13 protein-coding genes are annotated in these 16,163 nt (G+C 70.4%); 6 read left to right on the top strand and 7 right to left on the bottom strand.

Features of this window, described 5'->3' with window-relative positions; genetic code table 11:
• On the top strand, positions 1–291 hold a 291-nt coding region (locus E1267_RS36070; protein WP_132339509.1), incomplete at its 5' end, for a GNAT family N-acetyltransferase.
• 122 nt (positions 292–413) lie between these two features.
• Here the strand turns inward: E1267_RS36070 and E1267_RS36065 are convergent.
• From E1267_RS36065 to fbaA, 3 genes are all read right to left on the bottom strand, one after another.
• The gene (locus tag E1267_RS36065) at positions 414–1,697 is read right to left on the bottom strand and encodes an adenylosuccinate synthase (RefSeq protein ID WP_132339507.1); all 1,284 of its coding nucleotides are present in this window, start codon (positions 1,695–1,697) and stop codon (positions 414–416) included.
• A 98-nt stretch (positions 1,698–1,795) separates the two neighbouring features.
• A complete protein-coding gene (locus E1267_RS36060) occupies positions 1,796–2,206 on the bottom strand; it encodes a DUF3151 domain-containing protein (RefSeq protein ID WP_220449838.1) in 411 nt (136 codons plus the stop codon).
• Between the two features lie 34 nt (positions 2,207–2,240).
• Entirely contained in the window at positions 2,241–3,263 is a 1,023-nt protein-coding gene (gene fbaA, locus E1267_RS36055; protein ID WP_132339503.1) for a class II fructose-bisphosphate aldolase, read from the bottom strand.
• A 125-nt stretch (positions 3,264–3,388) separates the two neighbouring features.
• Here fbaA and E1267_RS36050 point away from each other — a divergent pair, with 125 nt between their 5' ends.
• Both E1267_RS36050 and E1267_RS36045 read left to right on the top strand, forming a co-directional pair.
• Entirely contained in the window at positions 3,389–4,090 is a 702-nt protein-coding gene (locus E1267_RS36050) for a DedA family protein (RefSeq protein ID WP_132339501.1), read from the top strand.
• 66 nt (positions 4,091–4,156) lie between these two features.
• The gene (locus E1267_RS36045) at positions 4,157–4,570 is read left to right on the top strand and encodes a hypothetical protein (protein ID WP_132339499.1); all 414 of its coding nucleotides are present in this window, start codon (positions 4,157–4,159) and stop codon (positions 4,568–4,570) included.
• Between the two features lie 6 nt (positions 4,571–4,576).
• Here the strand turns inward: E1267_RS36045 and pyrE are convergent, their stop codons facing one another.
• Complete coding sequence (gene pyrE, locus E1267_RS36040; RefSeq protein ID WP_132339497.1) at positions 4,577–5,110, bottom strand: orotate phosphoribosyltransferase; 534 nt, start codon at positions 5,108–5,110, stop codon at positions 4,577–4,579.
• 143 nt (positions 5,111–5,253) lie between these two features.
• Between pyrE and E1267_RS36035 the strand changes: the two genes are divergently transcribed.
• Together E1267_RS36035 and E1267_RS36030 are read left to right on the top strand one after the other, a co-directional pair.
• Positions 5,254–7,593 (top strand): sigma-70 family RNA polymerase sigma factor, encoded by a 2,340-nt coding sequence (locus tag E1267_RS36035; RefSeq protein ID WP_165959991.1) that lies wholly within the window; start codon positions 5,254–5,256, stop codon positions 7,591–7,593.
• Between the two features lie 186 nt (positions 7,594–7,779).
• Positions 7,780–9,327 (top strand): NYN domain-containing protein, encoded by a 1,548-nt coding sequence (locus E1267_RS36030; protein WP_132339493.1) that lies wholly within the window; start codon positions 7,780–7,782, stop codon positions 9,325–9,327.
• 14 nt (positions 9,328–9,341) lie between these two features.
• Here E1267_RS36030 and E1267_RS36025 read toward each other — a convergent pair whose 3' ends face one another.
• Positions 9,342–9,971 carry a response regulator gene (locus tag E1267_RS36025; RefSeq protein ID WP_132339491.1) on the bottom strand — a complete coding sequence of 210 codons (630 nt, stop codon included), beginning with the start codon at positions 9,969–9,971 and terminating at the stop codon, positions 9,342–9,344.
• 3 nt (positions 9,972–9,974) lie between these two features.
• Positions 9,975–13,598, bottom strand: coding sequence for a HAMP domain-containing protein (locus E1267_RS36020; RefSeq protein WP_132339489.1), 3,624 nt, complete (start codon positions 13,596–13,598; stop codon positions 9,975–9,977).
• A 471-nt stretch (positions 13,599–14,069) separates the two neighbouring features.
• Between E1267_RS36020 and E1267_RS36015 the strand changes: the two genes are divergently transcribed.
• Complete coding sequence (locus E1267_RS36015; RefSeq protein WP_132339487.1) at positions 14,070–15,263, top strand: PP2C family protein-serine/threonine phosphatase; 1,194 nt, start codon at positions 14,070–14,072, stop codon at positions 15,261–15,263.
• A gap of 127 nt (positions 15,264–15,390) precedes the next feature.
• Here the strand turns inward: E1267_RS36015 and E1267_RS36010 are convergent.
• The coding region (locus E1267_RS36010) for an alpha/beta hydrolase family protein (protein WP_132339485.1) at positions 15,391–16,163 on the bottom strand (773 nt) is incomplete at its 5' end.

Here is a 16,163-nt window from a genome sequence, read left to right as displayed (position 1 = left end):
ACCAGGGCCGGCGTCACGGTGGCCCGCGTACTCACCAACGCCGGCGAGGTCGCCGCCCGAGGCCAGTTCGCGCCGACGGGCGGGACGGCCGTCGTGGACCAGGTGGAGACGGCCGCCCGCCACCGCCGGCGTGGCCTCGGCACCATCATCATGCGCACCCTCGCCTCGGCCGCCGCCTCGGCGGGCGCACGCCAGGGCATCCTGGTCGCCACGGCGCAGGGCAGGGCCCTGTACGAAACCCTCGGCTGGACCGTCCACACCCCGATGACGGCCGCGGTCCTGACCGTCTGATCCCGCGGTACGGGGACCCGTCCCGAACCTGACCCGCTAGAAAGGGAACTGCGGGGCCGACGGCATGTTCCCGCGCCCGGGCGAAGGGGTCCCCACCCCCAAGCCCGGCTGAGGCGGGAGGGCTAGACGAGCGGTCTGACCACGACGGTCTGGTCGCGGCCCGGGCCGACGCCGATCGCGGAGATCGGGGCGCCGCTCATCTCCTCCAGCGCCCTGACGTACGCCTGCGCGTTCGGCGGCAGGTCCTCGAAGACCTTGGCCCCCGTGATGTCCTCCTGCCAGCCGGGGAACTCCTCGTAGATCGGCGTGGCATGGTGGAAGTCGGTCTGCGTCATGGGGATCTCGTCGTGGCGGACCCCGTCCACGTCGTACGCCACGCACACCGGTACGCGCTCCAGCCCCGACAGGACGTCCAGCTTGGTGAGGAAGTAGTCGGTGATGCCGTTGACGCGGGTGGCGTACCGGGCGATCACCGCGTCGAACCAGCCGCAGCGGCGATCGCGGCCGGTCGTGACGCCGAACTCGCCGCCGGTCTGCCGCAGCCACTCGCCCATGTCGTCCGTGAGTTCGGTGGGGAACGGCCCGGAGCCGACACGGGTGGTGTACGCCTTGAGGATGCCGATGATCTTGGTGAGCCGGTTGGGCGGGATGCCGGCCCCGGCGCACGCGCCGCCCGAGGTGGGCGACGAGGACGTGACGAACGGGTAGGTGCCGTGGTCGAGGTCGAGCAGCGTGCCCTGCCCGCCCTCCAGCAGCACGAACTTGTCGTCGTCGAGCGCCTTCGAGAGCACCAGCGAGGTGTCGGCTATGTGCGGCTTGAGGCGTTCGGCGTAGGCGAGGTATTCCTCCACGACCGCCGCCGGGTCGATGCCGCGCCGGTTGTAGACCTTGGTCAGCACCTGGTTCTTCTCGGTCAGGGCGACCTCGATCTTCTTCGCAAGGATGCCGGGGTCGAGCAGGTCCTGGACACGCACCCCCATGCGGGCGACCTTGTCGCCGTACGCGGGCCCGATGCCGCGCCCCGTGGTGCCGATCCTGGCCTTGCCGAGGTACCGTTCGGTGACCTTGTCGAGCGCCTTGTGGTGGGGCATGATCAGGTGCGCGTTGGAGGAGATCAGCAGCCGCTCGGCGGAGATGCCCCGCTCGGCCAGCCCGTCGATCTCGCCCAGCAGCACGCCGGGGTCGATGACCACGCCGTTGCCGATGACCGGCACCACGTCGGGCGACAGGATCCCCGTCGGTAGCAGGTGCAGCGCGTATTTCTGGTCTCCGATGACCACGGTGTGACCCGCGTTGTTGCCACCCTGATAGCGGACGACGTAGTCGACGTCGCCACCGAGCAGGTCGGTGGCCTTGCCCTTGCCCTCATCGCCCCACTGGGCACCAACGAGTACGGCAGCCGGCATGGTTCAGTCTCCCGAGCACAAAACGAAACCCCTGGCGCAAGCGCGACAGGGGCTCTTGCGTGGAGAGACTACCCGAACGTGGTTATTCGTCCCAAGGGCTAGCTCTGGGTCAGCGCGTCGTAACCCGTTTCCGTGCTGTCCTTGAGGAACTGCAGGCACCGCTCGGCTTCGTCCTTCTCGCCGATCGCCTGAGCCGCCCTGGACAGCGCGTGGAGGCAGCGGAGGAAGCCCCGGTTGGGCTCGTGCTCCCACGGGATCGGCCCGTGGCCCTTCCAGCCGTTGCGGCGCAGCTGATCGAGCCCACGATGGTAGCCCGTACGGGCGAAGGCATATGAGGTGACGGCGTGCCCCTGGGCGAAGGCCTCTTCCGCGAGCACAGCCCAGGCCGTGGGGAAGGCGGGGAAGCGGGCGGCCACGTCGGAGGCCTTGGCCCCGGCCTCGAGCGCCTCCCTGGCCTCGGGCAGGTCCGGCAGGTGAGTCGGGGGCGGCCCGGCGAGAAGGTTATCCATAGGACAAGTCATACCCGCCGGGCCGCCGAAGTGGCTAGGAGATCTTCGTCCCACTCGACTTCAGGCTCTGGCACGCCTCCGCGACGCGGGCGGCCATCCCCGCCTCGGCGGCCTTGCCGTAGGAGCGCGGGTCGTAGGTCTTCTTGTTGCCCACGTCACCGTCGACCTTGAGCACCCCGTCGTAGTTGCGGAACATGTGGTCCGCGATCGGCCTGGTGAAGGCGTACTGGGTGTCGGTGTCGACGTTCATCTTCACCACGCCGTACGAGATGGCCTCGTGGATCTCCTCGAGCAGCGAGCCGGAGCCGCCGTGGAAGACCAGGTCGAACGGCTTGTCCTTGCCGAACTTGGCGCCGACCGCGTCCTGGATCTCCTTCAGCACGCTCGGCCGCAGCTTGACGTGGCCCGGCTTGTAGACGCCGTGCACGTTGCCGAACGTGGCGGCCAGCATGTAGCGGCCCTTCTCGCCGACGCCCACGGCCTCGGCGGTGGCCAGCGCGTCGCCGGCGGTCGTGTAGAGCTTCTCGTTGATCTCGCCGACGACGCCGTCCTCCTCGCCGCCGACGACGCCGATCTCCATCTCCATGATGATCCGCGCTCTGGCGCACTTGTCCAGGAGCTCCTTGGCGATCTCGAGGTTCTCCTCGAGCGGTACGGCCGAGCCGTCCCACATGTGCGACTGGAACAGCGGGTCGAGGCCCTTGGCCACCCGCTCAAGCGAGATGTCGATCAGCGGCCGCATGAAGCCGTCGAGCTTGTCCTTCGGGCAGTGGTCGGTGTGCAGCGCGACCGTGACCGGATATTTCGCGGCCACCACCCTGGCGTACTCGGCCAGCGCCGTCGCGCCCGTGACCATGTCCTTCACCGTGGTGCCGGACAGGAAGTCGGCGCCGCCGGTGGAGACCTGCACGATCCCGTCGCTCTCGGCCTCGGCGAAGCCCCGCAGAGCGGCGTTCAGCGTCTGCGATGAGGTCACGTTGATCGCCGGGTAGGCGAATCCGCCGGCCTTCGCCCGGTCGAGCATCTCGGCGTAGACCTCTGGAGTCGCAATAGGCATGATTCATCTCCCTGAAAGTAACGGCTTCGCGCGAGCCCAGTATCCCGGCTCCCTACCCCGCGTGGTAGAGACAACGCGACCTCATTGGTCACTTTGCGCCCCTCCACTACAGGTAGGCTCTCCGGGTGGACTGGCTTTGGAATCTTCTGGACCCGACGTGGTGGCTCACGATTCTCGGCGCATTCGCCACGGTCGGCGTCCTGGCCATCATCTTCGCCGAAACGGGGCTGCTGCTCGGCTTCTTCCTGCCCGGCGACTCGCTGCTGGTGGCCGCGGGGATTTTCAGCTCGGCGGCGGTGGCCCAGGGAATGGGCATCACACCGCTTTCGCTGCCCGTGCTGCTGATCGGCACGCCGCTGTGCGCGATCGCCGGCGCCCAGCTCGGGCATTTCCTGGGGGCCCGGTTCGGCCGCAGGCTGTTCGACAAGCCGGATTCACGGTTGTTCAAGCGCGAGCACGTGCTGCGGGCCGAGGAGTTCTTCGAGAAGTTCGGCCCCGCCAAGGCGGTGGTGCTGGCGAGATTCGTGCCGATCGTCCGCACGTTCATGAACCCGGTGGCGGGCGTGCTGGAGATGCCGGCCAAACGTTTCCTCGTGTGGAACGTCGTCGGCGGCATCGTCTGGACCGAAGGTCTCATCCTGCTCGGCAACGCCCTCGGCAGGGAGGTCGATCCCAAGCAGATCGACAAGTACATTCTGCCCGGCGTCTTTCTCATCGTGTTCATCTCGATCATTCCGATCATCGTCGAGGTGATCAAGAAGCGCCGAGGTGAGAAGGTCGCCGCCGTCTCCAGCGGCAAGCACCGCGTCACCAACGGCCGTCACTAGCCCCGACGGCGGATCATTCGGCTGTACGCTCCCCCTGTGGGACGCCACAGGTCAGATCCGATGGGCATGGCCCGATCAGCCCTCACCGTCCTGGCGGCGGGAGCCGTGCTGACCCTGCTGGTCATCGGCGGCCGCGCGCTGCTCCTCGCGCCGGGTGGGCAGGCGCCCGAACGCGAGCGCGCCTCCGCCCCGGCCACCGGCCTCGCCACCGCCCCGGCCTCCGACGCGACCGCGCGGGTGCCGACTCTCCGCCTCCTGTGCGAGGCGGAGACCTGCCCCACGGTCACCGTACGCGTGCCGGGCGGCGACGTGCTCTACCACCACGAGATGACCAAGGGCGAGGAGCTCAACTATTTCGAGCCCGAGCTGGACGTGGTGCTCAGCGACGCGGGCACGGTGCGCGTCACCGAGAACGGCAAGCCGCGCGAGCAGGGCGACGCCGGAAAGAGGGAGGCGTTCACCGTCCGGGAGCCCGGCTAGAGCCGGCTAGAGCCCCAGATCGGCGAGTGTGTAGGCAGTGCGGTAGTCGAGGCCCTCGCCGGTGACGCGCTCCCCGGCGCCCCGGTCGACGATCGTCGCCACCGCGACCACCTCGGCCCCGGCCTCCCGCAGCGCCTCCACGGCCGTCAGCGGTGAGGCGCCCGTCGTCGAGGTGTCCTCGACGGCCAGCACGCGCCGCCCCTTCACCTCCGGCCCCTCGATCCGGCGCTGCATGCCGTGCGCCTTCTGCGCCTTGCGCACCACGAACGCGTCGAGCGTGCGCCCGCGCGCCGCGGCCGCGTGCAACATCGCGCCCGCCACCGGGTCGGCCCCCAGCGTGAGCCCGCCCACCGCGTCGTACTCCAGGTCGGCGGTCAGGTCGAGCATCACCCTGCCGACAAGCGGCGCGCCCACGCCGTCGAGCGTGATGCGCCGCAGATCGAGGTAGAAGTCGGCCTCCTTGCCCGAGGAGAGCGTGACCTTGCCGTGGACGATGGCCTTGCTCTTGATCTCGGCCAGCAGGTTGTCGCGATCCGTCATGCGCCCAAGCTTATGGCCCGCCCGTGATCACCTCCCCGCAGCCGGTTTAGCCGTGACAGGTAATGCGGAATGTATGCGCGGGGCAACCCTTCGTAATCGTGAGGCCGATCATGGGTGTCGAATTGCCGCAAAGCGATGCAAGCTTGCTACAGGCCGCCCGGCAGGGCGATGCCGCCGCCTACGGGCGGCTCTACGAGCGGCACGTGGCCGCGGCCCGCGCCATGGCCCGGCAGCTCGTCCGGCGGGCCGAGGCCGAGGACGTCGTCACCGAGGCGTTCACCAAGATCCTCGATCTCGTGGGCAGGGGCGGCGGGCCCGAGTCCGGCTTCCGCACCTACCTGCTGACCGTGGTGCGGCGTACGGTGCACGACCGTTCCAAGCTGGCGGGCAGCCAGGCGGGCGAGGTCGAGGAGTACGACCCGGAGGTGCCGTTCGTCGATCCCGCGCTCGCCGGGCTGGAACGGTCCCTGATCGCCAGGGCGTACCTGTCGTTGCCCGAGCGCTGGCGGGCGGTGCTCTGGCACACGCAGGTGGAAAGGTGCAAGCCTGCCGCGGTGGCGCCGCTGCTCGGGTTGTCGGCCAACGGCGTGGCCGCGCTGGCGTACCGGGCCAGGGAGGGGCTGCGGCGGGCGTACCTGCAGATGCATCTCGGCGCCGCGCCGCCGCACGACTGCCGGCCCGTGCTGGGCAAGATGGGCGCGTACGTCAGTGGCGGGCTGACCAGGCGCGACGCGCGGGCCGTGGAGCGGCACGTGGACGCCTGCGAGGAGTGCCACGGGGTGATCCTGGAGCTCACCGACGTCAACCGCGGGCTGCGGGTGCTGGTGGGGCCGCTGATCGCGGGGCCCATGTTCGGCCGGTACGCGGCGGCGCTGGCCAGGCCGGAGCCGGCCGACGGGGCGGGAGGGCTGCCCCCGGCCGTCCGGCGGCTCTGGCGGGCGCGCCGCCGGCAGCCCGTCGTGCTGGTCGCGGGCGTGGCCCTCACAGTCGCCGCGGCGGCGTCGTTGTGGCAGAGCGCCGACGGGGAGCCCGACGGCACACCGGCGACCGCGACGGTGGCCGCCCGGCCGTCGGAGCCCGTACGAGCGGTGCGGGTGCCGCCCCACGGCGACCCCGAACGGGTGCCGCCCCACGAGAAACCCGGCGAGGTGCCGCCCCGGGGAGGGGAGCCCGAACGGGTGCCGCCGCTCCGCGTGGAGCAGACACCCGAGGGCACGGCGCGGTTGCGCGCCACCGTCGACGTGCTCGGCGCACTCGTACGCGCCCACCCCGGCATCGTCGGCCTGCGGCTGCGCAACCACGGGGAACGGCCGAGCGAAGACCTGACGGCGCACGTGACCCTGCCGCCCGGCGTGACGCTCATGCCGCCCGCCCGTCGTGGCAGCCCGGCCGTCGTGGGCCCCGCGGACGGCTGGGAGTGCCGTCCTTCGCTGGGCGGCGCCCGCTGCACCAGGGAGCCGCTGGCTGCGGGCCGGGCGACGGCCGTCTTCCTGCGGGTGGCGGTGGCCCGGCGGGCCCCGCGCGCCGCGGGCCCCGCCGCACGGATCGACGCGGGCCCGCTGCGGGTCAAGGCGAGGGGCGGCGAGGGCGTACGCGCGACGGGTGCTCCCGCCAGGTTCGCCGCCGACGGCAAGGTGACGGTCAAGGCGGTGGGCAACGCGCTGCTGAGCTGCTACGAGGAGAGCCCCGGCTGTGAGCAGGCCCGGCGCCGCGACGGCGGCAGGCGTGACAACGACCTCTGGCCGATGGCGGTGGTCGACCGCGACGGCGAGCTCGGCACTTTCGCCTCCAGCGGGGCCAAAGTGTCGCTGCCGAAGGGCGGCAGGATCGTGTGGGCCGGGCTCTACTGGTCGGCCGGCGGGTCGAGCACCGGGCCCATCAAGTTCAGGCCGCCGGGGCGGCGCAAATATGCGACGATCCGGCCCAGCCACGTGGCCGTGCGCGAGCTGCCCCAGGGCCCGGTCTACCACGCGTTCGCCGACGTCACGGGGCTGGCGGCGGGTGCACGCAAGAGCGGCGTGTGGTGGGCGGCCGACGCTCCCATGGAACAAGGGGCCTCACGCCACGCGGGGTGGAGCCTCGTGCTGGTCGTGGCCGATCCGGCGCAGCCGTACAGCCGGGCCATGGTGCTCGACGCGGCCACGGTGGTCGGCGGGCGCGCCCGCCGGGTGCGCCTCCCGCTGGGCGGGCTGCGCCCCGCCGGCACCCCCGCCAGGGCCGCACTGGTGGCGTGGGAGGGTGACGCCGATCTCAAGGGCGACAAGGTCTCGCTCGGCTCCGGCGCGATGCGCCCGTCGGGCGGTGACCGCGATGCCGCGAACGTCTTCGACGGGTCGTCGGCCGGGGTGGCGGAGATGACGTTCGGTGTCGATGTCGACACCTTCAGCGCCGAACTCGGAGCCGATCCGGGGCTGACGATCGCCACGGGCAAGGACGCCGTTCTCTTCGGAGTCGCGGCCATAAGCGTACGAGCACGTTCGTGACCATAATCAGGACAAAATGGTACGGTCGGCCTGAGTGGTCCGGCGCGATGGCGGGTGAGGGGCGAATCGTCGGGATTAACCCTCGCGCGATCACCTGCTTTCATTACCCTGAGAAAGGGCCGCCGAGTCCGGTCTCTGACGGTGCAGAGCCAGCAAGGTCGGACCACCAGGAAAGGGGCGGTGTCAGTGGATCGCTGTGCGCTGTTCGTGGACGCCGGCTATCTGCTGGCTGATGGCGCGATGGCCGTGCACGGCACGCGTCATCGCGAAGCGGTCTCCTGGGACTATCCGGGGCTGCTCCAGCTGATGACCGGCTTGTCGCGCGAGCGCACCGGCCTGCCGCTGCTGCGGTGTTACTGGTACGAAGCGACCGTCGAAGGACGGCGCACTCCGGAGCACGACGCGCTGGCCGACATACCGGGGCTCAAGCTCAGGCTGTCACGCATCCGGCCGGGCCGGCGCGAGGGCGTCGACGCCCAGGTGCATCGCGACCTCATGACTCTCGCCCGCAACAACGCCATCTGCGACGCGGTCGTCCTGAGCGGTGACGAGGACCTCGCGCAGGTCGTGTGCGACGCGCAGGACCTCGGCATCAGGGTGAGCGTCATCCACATCGCGGTAGAGGGCAGCTGGGCCGTGTCGCGCTCGCTGCGGCAGGAGTGCGACGACCTGGTCGAGCTGGGCGCCGTCCACCTGCGGCCGTACGTCAGCATGGTCAGCGGCGGCGCCGAGACGGCCAACGGGCACCACCAGCCGATCAGCAACGGGCAGGCCACCCACTCGCTGCCGCCCGGACAGAGCTCCACGCCGGCGCTGCCGTCCCTCCCGCAGGCGTCGCCGTCGGGCAGTCACGCCTCCGGCAACCACGCGGCGGGCGACCGCGCGTCGGGCAGCCACGCCACCGGCAGCCACTCGGGCGGTCACGCCGCGGGCAGTCATTCGGGCAGCCATTCGGGCGGTCACTCGGGCAGTCACTCGGGCAGTCATTCGGGCGGTCACTCGGGCAACCACTCCACCGGCAACCATGCCGGGAGTCACGCCACCGCGCCGAGCCAGCCGTCGTCCAACGGGCCGTCGCCGTCGGGGCAGGGCCAGTCGTCCACGTCTTCGTTGCCGACGTACACCAACTACCAGCCCGAGCCGCAACCCCCGCCCCAGCAGCCGGCCGCGCAGCCCAGCGCCAACCAGTTCCCCTCGCAGACGACCGGCGGCAACACCGGCCAGTACACCCCGCCCACGACGGGCGGCAACACCGGACAGTTCCCGTCTCCGACGACCGGCACCGGCCAGTACGCGTCGCCCACCGGTGGCAGCAACACCGGCCAGTACGCGTCGCCGACGACCGGTAGCAACACGGGCCAGTACGCCTCGCCCACCAGCGGCAGCAACACCGGCCAGTACGCCTCCCCGGCAGGCGGCTACCAGCAGGCCCCCTACAGCGGGCCGCAGCCCGCGCCGGTCACCCCGTCGGCCTCGACCGCAGGCGCCACCACGCTGTCCGACGCGGTCAAGGCCGCGCACCGGGAAGGGCACGACTTCGGCGAGTCGGTCGCGCGGGACGCGCCCGCGCTCTGGCTGGAAGCGGTGCTGGCCCGCAAGCCGCGCATGCCCTCCGACCTGGAGGCGCGGCTGCTGCAGGGCTCGTCGCTGCCGATCGACTTCCTGCTGCACGACGAGGTGCGCCACGCCCTGCGCCGCGGCTTCTGGGACGCGCTGGAACGCGCCCGCCAGTGACCCCCCGATGGGGGTCAGGACAGGGCGTCGAAGCCCGCGCGCAGGCTGTTCACCCGGTCGGCCAGGTCGGCCAGCGGGGCGGCCAGCGCAGGGTCCTGTGACTTGCGGGCCAGCTCGCGCACCCGGGCCAGTTCGTCCTCCACGGCCGTGAGCCGGCGCGACAGCTCGGGGAGCACCGCCGTGTGGTCGCCGGTGCCGGGCGGCAGCTCGCCGCTCAGGCGTTCTCTGAGCAGGGACGCCTGTTCGGCCAGGCGTTTGTTCATGTTGTACAGCTCGGTGAACACCGACACCTTGGCCCGCAGCACCCACGGATCGAACGGTTTGGTGAGGTAGTCGACCGCGCCCGCCGCGTAGCCGCGGAAGGCGTAGTCGGGGGCGCTGTCGACGACGGTCAGGAAGATGATCGGGATGTTCCTGGTGCGTTCGCGCCGTTTGATGTGCGCGGCCGTCTCGAAGCCGTCCATGCCGGGCATGCGCACGTCGAGCAGGATGAGCGCGAAATCGGTGTTGAGCAGCGCCTTGAGCGCCTCCTCGCCCGACCGGGCACGCACGGGCACCAGGTCGAGGGAGCTGAGGATGGCCTCGAGGGCTATCAGGTTCTCCTCGCGGTCATCGACCAGGAGGATCTTCGCACGGTCGGTCATCGATCACGACCCTTCGGCTGGTGAGTCGGACGCGGAGCCGCGTCCTCGGCTGAGCCAGCCGCGCAGGCGTTCGAGCAGGCGGTCGACGTCGACGGGCTTGGGCACGTAGTCGGACGCGCCCGAGGCGATGCTCTTCTCCCTGTCGCCCCGCATGACCTTGGCCGTCAGCGCGATGATCGGCAGGTCGGCGAACTGGGGCATGCGCCGGATCGCCGACGTCGTCGCCCAGCCGTCCATCTCCGGCATCATGATGTCCATCAGCACGAGCGCGACGTCCTCGTTCCGTTCGAGCTGCTCGATCCCCTCCCGGCCGTTTTCAGCGTAGACGACCGTGGAACCATGTCGCTCCAGCACGCTCGTCAGCGCGAAGACGTTGCGGATGTCGTCGTCGACGATGAGGATCTTGGCCCCGGCGAGCGGATCGTCGCCCTGCCACTGCGCGGGCGTCTCGGTCTGCGTCTCGACCAGCTCGGGCATCGGCAGGTCGAGCGGCATCGGCGGCTCGGGAGCCGGCGACGTGGGCTCAGAGGCGGGCTTGGTCATGAGCTGCCGGCGCGCGGCGCCGCCGTCGGTCGCGGCCAGCGGGCCGGTGTAGGAGGCGGGCAGGTAGAGGGTGAACGTGCTGCCCTTGCCGAGCTCACTGTCGACGTGGATCTCGCCGCCGAGCAGCCGCGCGATGTCGCGGCAGATGGCCAGGCCGAGACCCGTGCCGCCGTATTTGCGGCTCGTGGTGCCGTCGGCCTGGCGGAACGCCTCGAAGATGACGTCCCGCTTGTCGGGAGCTATGCCGATGCCGGTGTCGATCACCTGGAAGGCCAGCAGGTCGTCGGCGTCGTGCAGGCTGTCGTCGTCGAACTGCACCCCGGCGGGCGGGGTGGAGATGCGCAGCTTCACCTCGCCCCGCGGCGTGAACTTCACCGCGTTGGAGAGCAGGTTGCGCAGCACCTGCTGCAGGCGTTGCTCGTCGGCGCGCAGCTCCTGCGGCACGTCGGGCTCGACCTCGACGCTGAACGACAGCCCCTTGTCCTGCGCGAGCGGCGCGAACGCCGCCTCCAGCAGGTCGACCATCTTCGGCAGCGACACCTGGATGGGATGGATGTCCATCCGGCCCGCCTCGACCTTCGACAGGTCGAGCATGTCGTTGATGAGCTGGAGCAGCGCCGAGCCCGCGCTGTGGATCGTACGGGCGAACTCGACCTGCTGCGAGGTCAGGTTGCCCTCGGCGTTCTCGGTCAGCAGCTTGGCCAGCACCAGCAGGCTGTTGAGCGGCGTGCGCAGCTCGTGCGACATGTTGGCGAGGAACTCGGACTTGTAGCGCGAGGAGACCGCGAGCTGCTCGGCGCGCTCCTCCAGGGTGCGGCGGGCCTGCTCGATCTGGAAGTTCTGGATCTCGATCGCGCGGTTCTGCTTGGCCAGCAGCGCCGCCTTGTCCTCCAGCTCGGCGTTGGACCTGCGCAGCTCCTCCTGCTGGCGCTGCAGCTCGTCGGAGCGCTCCTGCAGCTCCCTGGTGAGCCGCTGCGACTCGGTCAGCAGGTCTTCGGTGCGGGAGTTGGCGATGATCGTGTTCATCGTGACGCCGATGGTCTCGACGAGCTGCGTCAGGAAGTCGAGGTGCACCTCGCCGAACGGCGTGAACGAGGCCAGCTCCAGCGCGCCGAGCACGCGGCTCTCGAAGAGGATCGGCAGCACGACGATCTGCGCGGGAGTGGACCTGCTGAGCCCGCTGTCGATGGTGATGAACTGGGGCGGCACGTCGTCGAGGATGATGTGCCGGCCTTCGGCCGCGGCCTGGCCGACGATGCCCTCGCCGATCGCGAAGCGCTGGCGCGGCCCCCGGTCGGGGCGTACGCCGTAGCCGCCGATCAGCATCAGCTCGTGGTCGCCCTCGGGGTCGATGCTGTAGAAGGCGCCGTAGCGGGCCGACACCAGCGGGGTCAGCTCGCTCATGGTGAGCTTGGCGACCTCGAGGAGGTCGCGGTGGCCCTGCATGAGCCTGGAGATGCGGGCCAGGTTGGACTTCAGCCAGTCCTGTTCCTGGTTGGCCTGGGTGGTCTCGCGGAGGTTGGCCACCATCGAGTTGATGTAGTCCTTCAGCTCCGCCAGCTCGCCCTGCGCCTCGACGGCGATCGAGCGGGTCAGGTCGCCGCGCGCGACGGCGCTGGTCACGGTGGCGATGGCGCGCACCTGCGTGGTGAGGTTGCCGGCCAGCTCGTTGACGCTCTCGGTGAGCCGCTTCCACGTGCCCTCGACGCCCTCGACCCGGGCCTGGCCGCCGAGCTGTCCTTCGGAGCCCACCTCGCGGGCGACTCGCGTGACCTCGGAGGCGAACGACGACAGCTGGTCGACCATGCGGTTGATGGTGGTCTTCAGCGCGAGGATCTCGCCCTGGGCGTCGACGTCGATCTTGCGGGTGAGGTCGCCGTTGGCGACGGCCGTGGTCACCTCGGCGATGTTGCGCACCTGCGAGGTCAGGTTGTTGGCCATGAAGTTGACGTTGTCGGTGAGGTCCTTCCAGACGCCCGACACACCCTGAACCCGGGCCTGGCCGCCCAGCTTGCCCTCCGTGCCGACCTCCCGGGCGACGCGGGTCACCTCGTCGGCGAAGGACGACAGCTGGTCGACCATGGTGTTCAGGGTGTCCTTGAGCTGGAGGATCTCGCCCTGGGCGTCGACCGTGATCTTCCTGGACAGGTTGCCCTGCGCCACCGCCGTCGCCACGGTCGCGATGCTGCGCACCTGGGAGGTGAGGTTGTTGGCCATGAAGTTGACGTTGTCGGTGAGGTCTTCCCAGACCCCCGACACGCCGGGCACCTGCGCCTGGCCGCCGAGCTGACCCTCCGTGCCCACCTCGCGCGCGACTCGCGTCACCTCTTCGGCGAAGCCGGACAGCTGGTCGACCATCGTGTTGACGGTGTTCTTCAGCTCGAACATCTCGCCGACGGCGTCGACCGTCACCTTGCGGCTCAGGTCGCCCTTGGCCACGGCGGTGGTCACGACCGCGATGTCGCGCACCTGCGCGGCCACGCGGGACGACATCGTGTTGACGGCCTCGGTGAGGTCGCGCCAGCTGCCCGACATGCCGCGCAGGTTGGCCGAGCCGCCCAGCCGGCCCTCCGTGCCCGCTTCGCGGGCGACCCTCGTCACCTCGGTGTTGAAGAGCGCGAGCTGGTCGACCATGCCGTTGATGGCCTTGCCCAGCCGTCGCACCTCGCCGCGCGCGGTGCGGTCGAGGTCGATGCGTCGTGACAGATCGCCCTTGGCCACCGCGTCGATGACGTCGGCCGCGCCGCTCACCGGGCTGACCAGGGCGTCGATGAGGATGTTGACCGACTCGACGCTCTCCGCCCAGGCGCCGACGCCGGGACCGGGGGTCAGCCGCTCGCCGAAGCGCCCTTCCTTGACGACTTCCTTGCGTACGCGAACGAGCTCGTTGGACAGATGCTCGCGCCGGTCGGCCACTTCGTTGAGCAGCAGCCGCACCTCGCTGAGTATGCCGGGAGGCGCGTGAGGGACCCGACGTCGGAAGTCGCCGTCCCGCCAGGAGAAGAGTGTCTCCAGGATGGGAACGAGATCCGACTCGGTGTACGTCCTCTCCTCCGGGCTTAGCGTGGTTTTGGCCGTGGTCATGGGGCCTCCTTCACTCGCGGCGTGCTCCGGCGAGTGATTCAAGTCTGTCACGATGAGTAGCTCGTAGTCCTGTCCTTGGATTTACCCCAAGTCAACGGGAAGTGTGGTAGGCACGTTGGGATGACTGCTTCTCCCCATGCGGTGCTCGCTGCGACGTTCGCGCCGGGCGGGACCGCTGTGACCGCTGCGATGAGGTTCACGCGCGAGGTGATGACCGCGTGGGCCACCAGTGGCGTGCTCCACACCGCGGAGCAGGTGGCGGGAGACTTGGCGGAACAAGTCGCCGACGAGCCCTTTGAGGTGATTTGGAAGCATTTTGGGGATGCGGTGCAGGTCGAGTTGCGGCAACAAAACCTCTCCCAGGGTGATCCAAAGGCTCCTTCCGCGAATGTCGAAGAGTGGGGAGTCACCTTCGCGGGTGATTCCCGTGTCCACTGGGCTAGGATCACGGTACCTGGCTCGGCGGACAGAGTGGCAGCCGAATGGCTGGAGGAAAGTTCCAGAGGCCCCCACTGGCTGGGATTTCTCGCCGACGCGAGCGACCTGCTGGCCGGCACGCTCGATCCCGACATGGTCCCCGCGATCGTCGCCCAGGTCGTGGTGCCGAGGTTGTCGAGCTGGTGCGCCGTCTACACCTCCGACAACGCCACGGGCCCGCTGCGCCTGGTCTATCTCTGGCACGCCGACGAGGCCAGGATCGACGACCTGCGCGAGCAGCTCGACGACATGGACGTCGACGGCGCCGGCACCAGGGTGACCTCGGCGTTCCACGTGAACGACTCGCACGTCCTCGCGGTGCCGCTCACCGCGCGCGGCCGCAGCATCGGCATGATGTGCCTGGGCCGGCCCGACCGTTTCCCCGACGAGGTCACCCAGTTCGCCGAGGACATCGGCAGGCGTGCCGCGCTCGCCATGGACAACGCCAGGCTCTACGCCCAGCAGGCCGCCGCCAACCGCGCGCTCCAGCGCAGCCTGCTGCCGCCCAACGAGCCCGAGGTTCCCGGCCTCGACTACGGCGTCATCTACGAGCCCGCCGGCGAGGCCAACGAGGTCGGCGGCGACTTCTACGACCTGTTCAAGGCGGGTGACGGGTCGTGGCGCTTCGCGATCGGCGACGTCTGCGGCACCGGCCCCGAGGCCGCCGCCGTGACCGGCCTGGCCCGCCACACGCTGCGGCTGCTCGCCAGGGAGGGGTACGGCGTCGCGGCCGTGCTCGGCCGGCTCAACCAGGCGATCCTGGAAGAGGGCGAGCGGGCCAGGTTCCTCACGCTGCTGCACGGCGAGATCACGCCGGTGGAGACCGGGCTGGAGCTGCGCCTGGTGTCGGCGGGCCACCCGGAGGCGCTGCGGCTCAGGGCGGGCGGCAAGGTGGAGGCGGTGACCACCCCGCAGTCGCTGCTGGGGGTCTTCCACGAGGTGATGTTCGAGGCCGACACGGTCCGCCTCGACCACGGTGACGTGCTGCTGGCGGTGACCGACGGGGTGACCGAGCGGCGCTCCGGCGGGCGGCTGCTCGACGACGACGGCGGCCTGGCCAAGCTGCTGGCCGAGTGCGCGGGGTTGTCGGCGAGGGCGGTGGCCGAGCGCATTCGCAGGGGAGCGGCTGATTTCGCCTCCGAGCCGAGCGCCGACGACCTGGCGATCGTGGTGCTGCGCGCCCGCTAACACGGTGACGTGACGAAGGTGGAGCTCAAAGTACGCCCTCCCGACTCGGCGGTGGCGTGATGGTGGCAGCGGAGAAGCCCGACGATCAAGCGGCCCGCTCGATCAACTTCTTACGACATGTCAATGGTCAGTGGAGTTTGACATGCTTGCGGGCGAAGTCGAGCTGGTAGGCGACCTGGGTGATGCGCTCCGAGACCGGCAGCGACCCCGCGGCGGCGTCGTAGGTGTAGACCTCGTGGTCGCGCCCGTGCTCGGCCAGCTTGGCGACGTATTTCTCGATCTGGCGCATCGGGCAGCGGGCGTCGTTCTCGCCCGCGAGGATCAGCAGCGGGCTCTGCACCTGGTCGACGTAGGTGATCGGGGAACTGGCGGCGTACCGCTCCGGCTGCTCGTCGGGTGAACCGCAGAACAACGCCCGGTGGTAGGCCCGCAGGCTCTCAGCCTCGTCCTCGTACGACGTCTGGTGGCAGGCGAGCGGCACCGCGGCGATGCCGGCCGTCCACAGGTCGGGCTGGGTACCGAGGCCGAGCAGCGTGAGGTAGCCGCCCCAGCCCGAGCCCGCGAGCACCATCCGGCCGGGGTCGGAGATGCCGCGCTCGACCACGCACCTGTGCACGGCGGCCACGTCGGCCAACTCGGTGTGCCCGACGTCGTTGCGCAGCGCGTCGCGCCAGGCCGATCCGTAGCCGGTCGAGCCGCGGTAGTTGACCCGCACCACCGCGAACCCGGCGTCCACCCAGGCCGCGACCTCGGGGGAGAAGGCGTCGCGGTCGTGCATCTCCGGCCCGCCGTGCAGCAGGAAGATCGTGGGGTACGGGGCGACGCCCGCCTCCGGCCTGGAGACCAGCGCGTGGATGCGGCCGCCCTCGCCCTCGACGTCGAGGTCCTCCACGGGGACGC

The organism is Nonomuraea longispora, from assembly GCF_004348345.1.
Lineage (GTDB): Bacteria > Actinomycetota > Actinomycetes > Streptosporangiales > Streptosporangiaceae > Nonomuraea > Nonomuraea longispora.
This window is presented reverse-complemented; position numbering and strand designations above follow the sequence as displayed.

Bases quoted from the DNA above. Each gene is read 5' to 3' on its own strand.
- E1267_RS36065 (WP_132339507.1), bottom strand. From the start codon at position 1,697: ATGCCGGCTGCCGTACTCGTTGGTGCCCAGTGGGGCGATGAGGGCAAG.
- E1267_RS36060 (WP_220449838.1), bottom strand. From the start codon at position 2,206: ATGGATAACCTTCTCGCCGGGCCGCCCCCGACTCACCTGCCGGACCTG.
- fbaA (WP_132339503.1), bottom strand. From the start codon at position 3,263: ATGCCTATTGCGACTCCAGAGGTCTACGCCGAGATGCTCGACCGGGCG.
- E1267_RS36045 (WP_132339499.1), top strand. From the start codon at position 4,157: ATGGCCCGATCAGCCCTCACCGTCCTGGCGGCGGGAGCCGTGCTGACC.
- pyrE (WP_132339497.1), bottom strand. From the start codon at position 5,110: ATGACGGATCGCGACAACCTGCTGGCCGAGATCAAGAGCAAGGCCATC.
- E1267_RS36025 (WP_132339491.1), bottom strand. From the start codon at position 9,971: ATGACCGACCGTGCGAAGATCCTCCTGGTCGATGACCGCGAGGAGAAC.
- E1267_RS36020 (WP_132339489.1), bottom strand. From the start codon at position 13,598: ATGACCACGGCCAAAACCACGCTAAGCCCGGAGGAGAGGACGTACACC.